The organism is Shewanella sp. Scap07 (genome assembly GCF_013394145.1).
GTDB lineage: Bacteria > Pseudomonadota > Gammaproteobacteria > Enterobacterales > Shewanellaceae > Shewanella > Shewanella waksmanii.
Window position 1 is genome coordinate 3,412,155 of sequence record NZ_CP041329.1, and the last position, 11,721, is coordinate 3,423,875.

Sequence of the window (11,721 nt, forward strand, 5' to 3'; positions counted from 1 at the left end):
GCGTTTTTTAAATCTAATTACCGAGAACAATAGGCAAAAAAATAGCGCTTCTAGAAGCGCTATTTGTGTCACTGAATTCGCTTATTTATCATTCTCGATAAAATCTTCGCTAAAATCAGTTTCCCAATACTTATAGCCTTGTACTGTTGCCTGAGCAGCAGCTCCCATTAGGTTAACCTGGTAGGTTTTAACCCCAGAGACATCCACTGACTGGTTTGCCGATGCTTGCTCACCGCTACCTTCATATTCAGCACTGGCTTCAGCCTGTGCTTGACCTTCATAGCCAGACTCTTTAAAACGCGCCAGCGCAGCTGGATCTTGGAAAGCCTGCACAAAAGCAACTTTCTTAAAGCCGATACCTGCACCCACCCCCCCGGTAGCAAAACGGTAATAAGATTGCTTACCGCCTTCATGCAGCACACAAATTCCACCACCAGTAGACAGCGCGAACAAATAGCTGTTGCTACCCGTGCACACCACATAACCCACCGAACCTTTCACTGCCGCCGGTGCACCTTTGTGCTCTGAGTAAATCTCCTGCAAAGCTGCTTGAGTCTCTTGCCTTGCATGTGCTTTTTTGGTCTCTGGAGTATCACCTGTTGCACAGCCAAAAAGCATAGTTGGAACCAATAAACTCATCAGTACTTTTGCTAGTTTCATTAAATTTCCTCATTAGAAAATGATAATCAATGTGTTGTTTCAATGTTGACGATTATATCGCCAACTCAAATATAAACTTACCATTTTGCGCCAATCGTAATCGCTAATATCTACCGTTTTAATTCTGCGCACTATAAGTGTAGAAGCTATTTTAACTCTTGCCGTTAATTACATTCTTTTCTGGCAAAATATCTAATATTTTTACTATATTACCAATCCAGCAACTGCATACGACTACCATAGCAATCAGTGCATAGGCTTCACCGAGTAATAATGTGAAGATCACTGATGTAGACCAGCCTACGCCGCCCCAGGTAATTGAAAATACAGCCAGTAACACCATGGTTTGCATAACTGCTCCTGTTTAATCAATGTAGCTAGTCTACCCAATTGCCCTCACAACAATTTACCATTTCACGCCAGTCGCGTTTAATCGGTTCTTTGCATGTTGTCGCACCTAATTATTCAAAGGCACCCACAAAAAAACGCAGCCACTGGCTGCGTTTTTTAACGGGTAAGATAATAATCTAGTCGCCAAAATCATCCAACAGAATATTCTCTTCCTCAACCCCTAAACTTTCTAGCATTGTGATCACTGCCGCATTCATTATTGGCGGGCCACACATATAGAATTCGCAGTCCTCTGGTGCCTTATGCTGCTTTAAGTAATTCTCATACAGCACATTATGAATAAAGCCAGTATAGCCATCCCAGTTATCTTCCGGTAACGGATCCGACAAGGCCACATGCCAAACAAAGTTGTCATTTTCAGCAGCAAGCGTATCAAAGTCTTGCTGGTAGAAAACTTCACGGGTAGAACGAGCTCCATACCAAAAGCTCATTTTACGCTTTGTGTGCTTACTCTTTAGCTGATCAAATATGTGCGAGCGCATCGGTGCCATGCCCGCACCACCGCCAATAAACACCATTTCCGCATCGGTATCTTTTACAAAGAACTCGCCAAATGGTCCTGAGATAGTCACTTTATCGCCAGCTTTGAGATTGAAAATATACGATGACATTTTACCCGGCGGCACATTATCAGCAGGCGGCGTGGCAATACGCACATTAAGCATAATGCGGCCTTTTTCATCGGGATAGTTTGCCATTGAATAAGCACGTAGCACTTCCTCATCTACCGTTGAGACAAGGTCAAACAACTGATACTTTTCCCAATCATCACGATACATTTCAGGAATATCAAAATCGCTATACTTTACCTCATGGGCAGGCGCTTCTATCTGAATATACCCACCCGCCTTAAACTTAACATCTTCACCTTCAGGTAGCTTCAGCAGCAACTCTTTGATGAAGGTGGCAGTATTATTATTAGAGATCACCTCACACTGCCACTTTTTAACCCCGAATATTTCCTCTTCGACCTCAAGCTCCATGTCAGTCTTTACCGCCACCTGACAAGCCAGACGACAACCCGCCTTCGCTTCTTTCTTGGTAATATGATCAAGCTCAGTCGGTAAAATATCACCACCACCCGACTTAACCGTTACTCGGCACTGGCCACATGTACCGCCACCACCGCATGCCGAGGGAATAAAGATATTTTGCCCAGCAAGAGCGCCCAGTAACTTATCACCTACCGGTGTGTTGACAGCTTTTTCTGCATCATCGTTAATGCCGATTCTGACATTGCCCGTTGCAACCAATTTACTTTTGGCGACTAATATCACCATCACCAGCAAACTTACCACTAAGGTAAACATACCGATGCCAATTGCCATTTCCATCGTTTCTACCTCTTAAATTGCAATGCCAGAGAATGCCATAAATCCAAGTGCCATTAAGCCCGTGGTTATGAACGTAATACCTATGCCCTGCAAGCCTTCAGGAATAGCATGAAACTTCATCCTCTCCCTTAGCCCCGCTAACATTACAATTGCCATCGCCCAGCCTAAACCAGAACCCGCCGCAAACACCGCTGACTCAGCCAATGTATAATCACGGTTAGCCATGAAAATCACCCCAGCAAAAATGGCACAGTTCACTGTCAGTAATGGCAAGAAAATCCCTAAGCTTTGATACAAGCTCGGTATGTATTTATCCAACACCATCTCTAGAATTTGTACTAAGGCTGCAATGACCCCAATAAAAGTAATTAATTGCAGGTAGCTTAAATCCAACTCAGGGTAGCCGGCCCATGCCAAGGCGCCAGGTGCTAGCACACCAGAGTAAATGACTTGGTTAAGCGGTACCGCCAAGGTCATGACCACAATCACCGCAATACCTAAACCAAACGAGGTGGATACTTTCTTTGATACCGCCAAAAAGGTACACATGCCCATAAAGAAAGACAGTGCCATATTGTCAATCAGCGCGGCTTGAACGAACAAATTAATATAATGTTCCATGATGATTATCCTCGCTTACGCTGAACAACATTGATGGCCCAAATCATGACGCCAATCAGGAAAAATGCGCTCGGCGGCAGTTTGAACATCTCATTGGCCAAGTACCAACCACCGTTCTCGATGGTTTGTAATATTTCATGACCGAACAGAGTGCCACTACCCAGTAGTTCGCGCACAAAGGCGACACCTAACAAGATGACGCCATACCCCATGGCGTTACCCAACGCATCAACCACAGCAATGTGCGGCCTATTTTTCATGGCGAAGGCTTCAGCACGTCCCATAATGATGCAGTTGGTAATAATCAGACTCACAAATACAGACAGCTGGCGCGACAGCTCGTAAGCGATATCTTGCAGCACCATGTCCACAATAATCACCAAGGAAGCAATAACCGTCATTTGCGCAATAATCCGTACGCTGTTTGGGATCAGGTGACGAATTGTTGAAATGATGAGGTTAGAGAACACCAAAACGAAGGTTACCGCCAGTGTCATCACTAATGCTGTTTGCATTGAGTTACTGACTGCTAATGCTGAGCAAACCCCCAAAACCTGCATCGCAACGGGGTTGTTAGCAAATATCGGCGTCGCTAGAATCTCTTTGGTTGATGCCATATTCTTGCTCATCTTGCTGCCTCCGATGCTCTAATTTTGTCGAAGAAGACTTGGAACCCTTCAGTACCAAACCAAAACTGAATTGCTCGCTGCACACCACGGCCGGTCATTGTCGCGCCGCTAACGGCATCTACGCCATGAATATCGCCAGCTTTAGCGCCACCTTTGACAACAGAGAAAGACACTTTGCCCTTGTCATCAAATAGCTGCTTGCCTTGGAACTTGTCCGTCCATTCTGGATCGTTAAGAAAGTCGCCAATACCTGGCGTTTCACCGTGCTCATAAAACACCACGTTTTCAATGGTATTTAAGTCGGCTTCTACTGCCACGTAGCCATAAATCATTGACCAAAGCCCTTTGCCATAGACAGGCAGCACTATACTAGCCAACTTGCCCTGGTCATCTCTGACCTCAAAGACTCTGACATCTTGAGCGCGGCTACGAATTCTAGCGGTGTCTTTTTTGGGTTTAGTCGCGGTTTGCGGGTTAATTGCAGCCATGCGTTCATCAAAATTCATGATGTCAGCAGTTGCCATCGCTTCAGCATCGCCCGTATTGAGGTTAATCAGCTTAGGCGTAACACGTTCATCAAATACGCTACGAAAATCTTGACCTTCGGCTACCTCAACATTAGAAGCTATCAGGACAAAACGTTTTATTTCATCGCGCTGTTTCGCCAACTTACGCTCTTTTAGTAACTCAGCGGTGCCAGTTATCATAAACGAACATAACAAGCACAAAGTCACGGTAAAGATCATGGTGCCCATGACCGTATCTTTTTTAAAGGCCATTACGTTTCATTCTCCGCTTCATGTTGGCGCGTGCCACCAGATAATCAAGGATCGGCGACCATAAATTAGCAAATAGAATCGCTAACATGATCCCTTCTGGCATCTTCAGGTTCATCACGCGGATGAGCACTGTCATAAAGCCAATTAATAAACCGTAGGCAATCTTGCCTTGACGTGTATAAGAAGTGGTTACTGGATCGGTGGCCATGAACATCATTGCAATAGCAAATCCACCGGTGACCAAATGCCAGGTCCAAGGCATGGCAAATAGGGCGTTCTTCTCAGAACCAATCAGATTGAATAAGCCCGCCGTGACTATCATGCCCACCATCACACCAGCTACTATTCGCCAGTCCGCTAAGCGGGTAATAATGAGAAATGTACCACCTATCAACAGGGCTAAAGTGCTGGTCTCACCTATGGTCCCGACAGTAAAGCCAAAGAAAGCATTGAGCCAATTGGGGTCAGTAAAAGCTTGGTACCAACTGTAATCAGTGAAGACTAACTTACCTGCAGCGGCTTGACCTAAAGCAGTTGCACCAGCGAAGCCATCAACGGCGACAAACTGGCTGGTTTCCATCACTTTAGTTGGATAAGCAAAAAAGATAAATGCATAGCCTGCTAACGCTGGGTTGAGGAAGTTGTACCCCATACCACCAAACATCTCTTTGGCGACAATCACCCCAAAGGTAATACCGATAGCCACAATCCATAATGGCGTAGAGACAGGTATAATTAACGTAAACAGTAAAGCGGTAACGAAGAAACCTTCATGCAGTTCTTGACGGCGAACTTTGGCAAACACAATTTCCCAAAACAGACTGACAACCAGCGCCGTCAAATAAATAGGCAGGTATAAACTCAGGCCAAAAGCAAATTTAGCCACCATGCCACTGTTTTCAGTTAGCCCACCAAATAACCAAGTAAATGGCATAAGTTGCCACAGCTCAGTCGTAGCTGAGCCGGCAATTACCGCTAATTGGGCTTGTAATCCAATGTTATAAACACCAAACAAAATTGCGGGTAATAAGCACAAACCAACCATCGTCATGGTGCGTTTTACATCGATGGCATCACGAACATGCACTTTACCTTGGGTTGCGCGGCCATTGGCAACGATTAATGAGCGTAAATAACCTTTAATCGCGTGCCCCGGAGCATAATAGTCCTCTTGGGCATCGTGTTTTTTGTTTTTATCAGTCATTAGCCTTCCCTCTCAATGATGTCGAGGCAGGCCCGAAGTTCTTTTCCAAAATCATATTTTCCAGGACAGACGAAAGTACATAAGGCTAAATCTTCCTCATCAAGCTCCAGCGCACCTAATGCTTGAGCTTCATCGGTGTCTTTAACCACTAAATCTCTCACCAATAATGTCGGTAGGATATCCAAAGGCATAACCCGATCTAACTGACCAAAAGCCATCATGGCGCGCGCAGACCCACCGGTATGCGTGGTCATATCAAACAAGCGTTTTTGGCGTGTAAATCGCGATACAACCGCGCGTGTAATGGAGAAAATATTGGTGCCGCCATGTATCCAAGGCAATAGCCGGTGCTGGGCATCTTCTTCAAGCACACTCACTTGTTGATGAAAACGTCCAAGGTAATCGAGCGCCCCAATGGCCGTGTGGCCTGCGAGAATTGAGCCTGACACGACTCGGTGATGGCCCGGCTTAATTTCATCAACAACCAATTGGCTTAACTGTGCCCCAAGCTGAGTTCTAACTAGTCTAGGGTTCAACACACTAGGGCCTGCCAGTGCGACAACTCTGTCTGTATATAGCTCACCACTGGTAAACAATTTGCCAAACGCGATCACATCTTGGTAGCCGATGTGCCAAACAGGTCGTTCAATGCTAGCCGCTAAAGTAAAGTGAATGTGAGTCCCCACAAGCCCAGCTGGGTGTACGCCAGCAAAATAGCGTGGCTCAATTCCAGGTTGTTCTTGTCCAGGTAATGGGTCACCTTGGTCGCTGCAGAGGTAAACCGGTCCTTGAGTCAGTTTGGTTAATATCGCTAAACCATCACTAAAGGCTTGCGATTGCTCGGCAATGATCACCCTTGGGGAAGCGGCAAGTGGATTGGTATCCATGGCAGTGACAAAAATTGCCGCCGCTTGTGCATCTAATTGCGGAACTCGAGAAAATGGGCGGGTACGCAGCGCCGTCCACATGCCACTTCTTACCAGTAAATCCTGTGCAATCTGGCGATCGATTTCAGCTATAGATTCGGGTACTTCAAAGCGGATTTGGTTATCGGCGTCATGATCGCAATCAATTACCACAGATTGTAATACTCGACGTTCGCCGCGGTTAATTGCACTAACAACACCACTTGCAGGAGCGGTATAGCAAACGCCAGGTGACTTTTTGTCTTCAAATAGTACTTGGCCTTTGGCGACTTTATCACCCTCTTCAACCAGCATTGTGGGCTTTAAACCAACGTATTCCTCACCGAGTAAGGCGACCTGGTTAGGTTGGGATGCAGGGCTAATTTGTTGCTTGGGTTCACCAGCGATCGGAACATCGAGTCCTTTCTTGATGATTTTTACTTGAATTGAATTATCTGCCATAACAAACAAAAACCGTTAATCGTTTTGGATAAGTAATGTTACTTGCTAATCAACTAAATTACCGCAATAAATGTCACATTCTCACAGCAAAATGTAATTTAATGACAAAAAAACCACTTTTTTTGTCGCACAGCTCACAGGTAACCCGGTTTACAATTTAACATTGTAGTTTTATAACTATAACGCACACATTGATTTTCCCTGCTGACGCAAACTTTTCACCGCCTATTTTCTGCTGCAATCTCAAGCATACTAAGTCAGAAATATAACAGCCTAATGACCCATTGCTGGTAAAAAATCAAAGTTAACACGACCATGATTCCACCAGCGCATAACCGACTAGCGCTTATATCGCTATGGTGAAACCACGGTCAACTGAGCACCTTTTTCAGCCACATAGAAAACAATGATCTTTGCCGGCTCATCACCATTGTTTTGTCCATAGTGCTCAGTATTGACTAACTCTATTAATGGGTCACCCGCCACCATCTGTCTGGTAAGTGAACCACTGTGCACAGTCAACTCACCGCTGGCTAAAATACCCGCATTAATCACTGGATGAATATGTAAAGGTAGGCGTTCTCCCGGCGCAATAATAATCTCTTTAATAGTCACTTCTGGCTGCTGCAGTGTTTGGGCTGGTAATTGCTCACCATTCCAGCTCTGGGTACTCTTAATCAAATCTCTGCTGGTTGCTCCCTGACAGGCCAAACTGGTCAGCAGCGCCGCAAAAGCTATTGCATAACGTAATTGCACATCAAACTCCTAATTTTAACACTCACTAATATAGCAGCTATATCAGCAGCAATTGCCAAGGTTTACAAGTACAGGTCGCTAAAAGGGGCTGCAGGATAATTTATCAACGACTGAAACCTTGGCAGCTACTGGTCGCTGCCAAGGGATTGGTATACACTGATTTTTTTGTTAATTAGAGTGAGTTCATCATGTCATCACGTGTATTTGTATTGGCCCAATTTAAGCCTAAACCTGGTAAAGAAGCTGAGTTATTTGAAGTCCTTAAGGCACTTGAGCCCGACGCACTGCGTGAACAAGGTTGCATGCAGTACATTTTGACCCGCCAAATTGATCATCCAAGCGCGACTCGCAATGAATATCCTATTGTGTTTAACGAGATCTGGACTGACGGCGAAAGCTGGGCCGCCCATGGTCGCCGCCAACAAATTCAACACTTCTTTAATAGCCAAGTTGTCGCAGAGGACGGCCTAGTAGCAGATGCAATTGTCACCGCTTATTCCGACGAAGGTTACAACTACGACGCACCCGTATTTGAATAGCCAACGTACAAAGGCCACTTTCGAGTGGCCTTTTTGTTTTCTTCCTTACCGTTGAAATGAATACAGTGACAGATAGCCACCAAGTTACCAAGATAAAATTAGACATCTAGACGTCTAATTGCTATGTTCAAGTTTCATTTCATCGACAAGGGCCGTTACATGAAACTTGAATCACTAGCACTTCATCATGGATATCAATCTGAAGCGACTACCAAAGCCGCTGCAGTGCCGATTTATCAGACCACCTCTTATACCTTTGATGATACTCAGCATGGCGCCGATCTATTTGATCTCAAAGTGCCTGGTAATATATACACGCGAATAATGAACCCCACGACTGACGTGTTAGAGCAAAGGCTTGCGGCGATAGAAGGTGGTATTGGTGCGCTAGCCGTCGCTTCAGGTATGGCCGCCATCACATATGCGATACAAGCGCTGACCCAAGTGGGTGATAACATTGTTAGTACAAGCCAACTGTATGGTGGTACGTACAATTTGTTTGCCCATACACTGCCGCGCCAAGGTATCGATGTCAGAATGGCTGCTTTTGATGACTTTGATGGACTCGAAGCACTCATTGACGGCAACACAAAAGCCCTCTTTTGCGAATCAATCGGCAACCCCGCAGGTAATGTTGTCGATATTCAACGTCTCGCTGAACTTGCGCACCAACACGGGGTACCACTCATCGTTGACAACACCGTTGCCACCCCAGTTTTGTGTAAACCATTTGAGTTTGGCGCCGACATCGTCATTCACTCGCTAACAAAATACATCGGTGGCCACGGCACCACCATTGGTGGGGTGATCATCGATTCTGGCAAGTTTGATTGGTCGGCACACCCACAGCGCTTTGCATTGCTCAATGAGCCCGACCCTTCTTACCATGGTGTTGTTTACACACAAGCATTTGGACCCGCAGCATTTATCGGCCGATGTCGAGTTGTGCCACTACGCAACACAGGAGCCGCTTTGGCGCCGCAAAGTGCGTTCTTGCTATTGCAAGGCCTTGAAACCTTAGCCCTTAGAATGGAGCGTCATTGTAGTAATGCTCTAGCACTGGCGAAATATCTAGATAACCATCCCGATATCAGTTGGGTCAACTATGCGGCATTAGCTAACAGTCCTTTTCAGGATAACTGTCAGAAAATAACCGGTGGTAAAGCCTCAGGCATTATCAGTTTTGGTATTAAAGCGAGTGCCAATAGTGACGCAAAATCCGCGGGCGGTAAGTTCATTGATGGTTTAAAAATGATTTTACGCTTGGTAAATATTGGCGATGCCAAATCACTCGCTTGTCACCCGGCATCAACCACTCACCGACAACTCGATAGCGATGAGTTGGCAAAGGCTGGCGTCAGCGAAGATTTAATCCGCATATCGGTCGGTATTGAGCATATAGACGATATTATTAGCGATGTAGAGCAGGCTCTGCAGTTTGCTAAAGCCAATAGCTAATTAACAAAAGCCAGCGTCAACGGCGCTGGCTTTAACTATTTAAGCTTTATTATATATCAGTCACGATTAGAAGCGACCTATTACACCGACACTCATATCTACGCCGTCATAATCAGAATCAACTACTTTTGCTACAGCAAAATTGGCAGAGAAGCTGTCAGATAGTCGCAGCCAGTATGCTGTGCGCACATCAAATCCATCATCGTCATCGCTGTAGTGATAACCCGCACCGACTACCCACGAGTCGGTCACATACCAGTCAGCACCAACATTGAATAGATCATCTGAGTCGAAATGGGTCCATGCGGCTCGCAAGTTCACACCCGAGGTTGAAGCTAGAGGCAGATAGCTGCGGGCTAGTAGGCCGTAACTTTCTTCAACACCATCTTCACCATCGTTGTAAAACGCGGCGACTTCTGAAGTTTCATTAAAGTAAAAGCCGAAATGCGCGCCATAGGTATCTACGTCAAAATTACCCACTTCAGATTTATGATAGTTCGCACCAATAAACCACTTTGATGCGAAAACATAAGTACCATCAACACCATAGTTTTCCGCATCTGCAGCATCAAAATTACTGTAGTGCGCGCCAAAGTTAGTTGTCTGAGCTAAAAAGCCGTTTAATGCATATGGACTATTAGCTTGATCAACCGGGCTCACGTAGTAGCGGTAGTTTGCATTCCAAATGCCATCACTCACCTCTTCTGAGTTAGCGCTATAGGCAATACCTGCTTGGTGCTGGAATGGGTTATCTTGAGCGGCAAAAGCCTGAGTGCTTGTAAGCGCCGTAAGTAGCGCAATCTTGGTAAGTGTTTTCATCATATTCCCTTAATTAATTATTAGACCAGGAGAACACGACGAACGCAAAGTAAAGATATACAAACGTATTATATTTCAATCCATTGCAGCCATCCGGGTGGCATTTCTTGACTTCGCTCTCCTAGCGGCCGCTACCATAATCGACATTGATAAAAATTCAAAACACTATTTTAGGGAAAATGAAATTAATTGGGTTAAGTGACTAAAAATGAGCTGCACCAATAACACCTTTGGTGGTGATTTAAGCAAAAGTAATACTTTGGGCTAGACAGTACAATGACCACCGCAAAATCAACTGATGAAAATGAAAGCTAAATTTGCTCACCATTGGCTTGTTCGTGGAAAGTGCCCGCTCATTCATCTAGCCGGGCTTTGCGCGCATCTAATATGCTCATCGCTTCGGTAATCGCGACTACCGCCCGAGACTTAAACTCACGCTTATATAAGGTATAAACCACTAATAGTGAAGCTAAAATGAACAGTAAAGGATGAAAGAACCAGCAGAGAACCGCCATCGCAAAATAGTAGGCTCGTAAACCATTATTATAGGAATGTGCTGCTTGATCTTGCACCACAGCCATCTGCTTAGCATAGCGTTGCAATGCCTCATTGCCTCCTTCTTGATCAATAGGCGCCGCCCCCACCATCACATTTAAGAAACCATATTGACGCATAGACCAAGTAAACAGGAAAAAAGCATAAACAAAAATAAAGGTGAGTAAGCCGAGCTTTATTTGGATTACCGCATCGGTAGGTGCAGCACTATATGGAATAGAGGCGATAACAAACTCTAGACGCTCTATCTGTGCAAACAAAGTCAACACACCCGCTAGCACCAGCATAGTGGTTGATGCAAAAAACGTAATATTACGCTCAAGGTTAGCTAGTAATGCCGCCTCGCCGACACGCACTTCTCGACTAAGCAGCTCATTCATCCAGTGGATACGATGCTGATGTAAACACCGGGCAATGCAATTAGTGGTTTTGGCTTTTTTACGCGCAAAACGGGTGTAACCAATCCAACAACTAAAAAAGCAAATGACTGCTAACAAGTCCAACAACATAATTGTCTATACTTAACCTCTAATACTCTATTAGATCTAATGTACTGCAAATAGCGGTTAATGAACACTGCACGCCTCAT

The 11,721-nt window shown here is 45.1% G+C and carries 13 protein-coding genes; 2 read left to right on the forward strand and 11 right to left on the reverse strand.

What is annotated here, in order from left to right; all coding sequences use genetic code 11:
• Positions 1 to 81: 81 nt before the first annotated feature.
• From FLM48_RS14920 to FLM48_RS14960, 9 genes are all read right to left on the reverse strand, one after another.
• Complete coding sequence (locus tag FLM48_RS14920) at positions 82 to 660, reverse strand: hypothetical protein (protein WP_028773974.1); 579 nt, start codon at positions 658 to 660, stop codon at positions 82 to 84.
• A gap of 151 nt (positions 661 to 811) precedes the next feature.
• Positions 812 to 1,012, reverse strand: coding sequence for a hypothetical protein (locus FLM48_RS14925; protein ID WP_028773975.1), 201 nt, complete (start codon positions 1,010 to 1,012; stop codon positions 812 to 814).
• A gap of 175 nt (positions 1,013 to 1,187) precedes the next feature.
• Positions 1,188 to 2,405 (reverse strand): NADH:ubiquinone reductase (Na(+)-transporting) subunit F, encoded by a 1,218-nt coding sequence (gene nqrF, locus FLM48_RS14930; RefSeq protein WP_179025177.1) that lies wholly within the window; start codon positions 2,403 to 2,405, stop codon positions 1,188 to 1,190.
• A gap of 12 nt (positions 2,406 to 2,417) precedes the next feature.
• Positions 2,418 to 3,026, reverse strand: a complete 609-nt coding sequence (gene nqrE / locus FLM48_RS14935; protein WP_179025178.1) for an NADH:ubiquinone reductase (Na(+)-transporting) subunit E — start codon at positions 3,024 to 3,026, stop codon at positions 2,418 to 2,420.
• 5 nt (positions 3,027 to 3,031) lie between these two features.
• Positions 3,032 to 3,655, reverse strand: a complete 624-nt coding sequence (locus tag FLM48_RS14940) for an NADH:ubiquinone reductase (Na(+)-transporting) subunit D (protein ID WP_028773978.1) — start codon at positions 3,653 to 3,655, stop codon at positions 3,032 to 3,034.
• Positions 3,652 to 4,434 carry a Na(+)-translocating NADH-quinone reductase subunit C gene (locus FLM48_RS14945; RefSeq protein WP_179025179.1) on the reverse strand — a complete coding sequence of 261 codons (783 nt, stop codon included), beginning with the start codon at positions 4,432 to 4,434 and terminating at the stop codon, positions 3,652 to 3,654. Before FLM48_RS14945 ends, FLM48_RS14940 begins: the two co-directional genes overlap by 4 nt.
• Positions 4,424 to 5,638, reverse strand: coding sequence for an NADH:ubiquinone reductase (Na(+)-transporting) subunit B (locus tag FLM48_RS14950; RefSeq protein WP_179025180.1), 1,215 nt, complete (start codon positions 5,636 to 5,638; stop codon positions 4,424 to 4,426). Before FLM48_RS14950 ends, FLM48_RS14945 begins: the two co-directional genes overlap by 11 nt.
• Positions 5,638 to 7,005, reverse strand: coding sequence for a Na(+)-translocating NADH-quinone reductase subunit A (locus FLM48_RS14955; RefSeq protein ID WP_179025181.1), 1,368 nt, complete (start codon positions 7,003 to 7,005; stop codon positions 5,638 to 5,640). The genes FLM48_RS14950 and FLM48_RS14955 overlap by 1 nt, the downstream gene beginning before the upstream one ends.
• Before the next feature lie 354 nt (positions 7,006 to 7,359).
• Positions 7,360 to 7,761, reverse strand: a complete 402-nt coding sequence (locus tag FLM48_RS14960; protein WP_179025182.1) for a cupin domain-containing protein — start codon at positions 7,759 to 7,761, stop codon at positions 7,360 to 7,362.
• A gap of 188 nt (positions 7,762 to 7,949) precedes the next feature.
• On the opposite strand from FLM48_RS14960, the gene FLM48_RS14965 reads away from it, so the two are divergent.
• Both FLM48_RS14965 and FLM48_RS14970 read left to right on the forward strand, forming a co-directional pair.
• Positions 7,950 to 8,300, forward strand: a complete 351-nt coding sequence (locus FLM48_RS14965; protein WP_179025183.1) for a putative quinol monooxygenase — start codon at positions 7,950 to 7,952, stop codon at positions 8,298 to 8,300.
• Positions 8,301 to 8,459: 159 nt separating this feature from the next.
• Positions 8,460 to 9,758, forward strand: a complete 1,299-nt coding sequence (locus FLM48_RS14970; RefSeq protein WP_179025184.1) for an O-acetylhomoserine aminocarboxypropyltransferase/cysteine synthase family protein — start codon at positions 8,460 to 8,462, stop codon at positions 9,756 to 9,758.
• Between the two features lie 66 nt (positions 9,759 to 9,824).
• On the opposite strand, the gene FLM48_RS14975 is transcribed toward FLM48_RS14970, so the two are convergent.
• Both FLM48_RS14975 and FLM48_RS14980 read right to left on the reverse strand, forming a co-directional pair.
• A complete protein-coding gene (locus FLM48_RS14975; protein WP_179026388.1) occupies positions 9,825 to 10,577 on the reverse strand; it encodes a putative porin in 753 nt (250 codons plus the stop codon).
• Positions 10,578 to 10,930: 353 nt separating this feature from the next.
• Positions 10,931 to 11,641, reverse strand: coding sequence for a DUF599 domain-containing protein (locus tag FLM48_RS14980; RefSeq protein WP_037471292.1), 711 nt, complete (start codon positions 11,639 to 11,641; stop codon positions 10,931 to 10,933).
• Positions 11,642 to 11,721 lie beyond the last annotated feature (80 nt).

Bases quoted from the DNA above. Each gene is read 5' to 3' on its own strand.
- FLM48_RS14980 (WP_037471292.1), bottom strand. From the start codon at position 11,641: ATGTTGTTGGACTTGTTAGCAGTCATTTGCTTTTTTAGTTGTTGGATT.
- FLM48_RS14940 (WP_028773978.1), bottom strand. From the start codon at position 3,655: ATGAGCAAGAATATGGCATCAACCAAAGAGATTCTAGCGACGCCGATA.
- FLM48_RS14920 (WP_028773974.1), bottom strand. From the start codon at position 660: ATGAAACTAGCAAAAGTACTGATGAGTTTATTGGTTCCAACTATGCTT.
- FLM48_RS14955 (WP_179025181.1), bottom strand. From the start codon at position 7,005: ATGGCAGATAATTCAATTCAAGTAAAAATCATCAAGAAAGGACTCGAT.
- FLM48_RS14925 (WP_028773975.1), bottom strand. From the start codon at position 1,012: ATGCAAACCATGGTGTTACTGGCTGTATTTTCAATTACCTGGGGCGGC.
- FLM48_RS14975 (WP_179026388.1), bottom strand. From the start codon at position 10,577: ATGAAAACACTTACCAAGATTGCGCTACTTACGGCGCTTACAAGCACT.
- FLM48_RS14950 (WP_179025180.1), bottom strand. From the start codon at position 5,638: ATGACTGATAAAAACAAAAAACACGATGCCCAAGAGGACTATTATGCT.
- FLM48_RS14945 (WP_179025179.1), bottom strand. From the start codon at position 4,434: ATGGCCTTTAAAAAAGATACGGTCATGGGCACCATGATCTTTACCGTG.
- nqrF (WP_179025177.1), bottom strand. From the start codon at position 2,405: ATGGAAATGGCAATTGGCATCGGTATGTTTACCTTAGTGGTAAGTTTG.
- nqrE (WP_179025178.1), bottom strand. From the start codon at position 3,026: ATGGAACATTATATTAATTTGTTCGTTCAAGCCGCGCTGATTGACAAT.
- FLM48_RS14970 (WP_179025184.1), top strand. From the start codon at position 8,460: ATGAAACTTGAATCACTAGCACTTCATCATGGATATCAATCTGAAGCG.
- FLM48_RS14965 (WP_179025183.1), top strand. From the start codon at position 7,950: ATGTCATCACGTGTATTTGTATTGGCCCAATTTAAGCCTAAACCTGGT.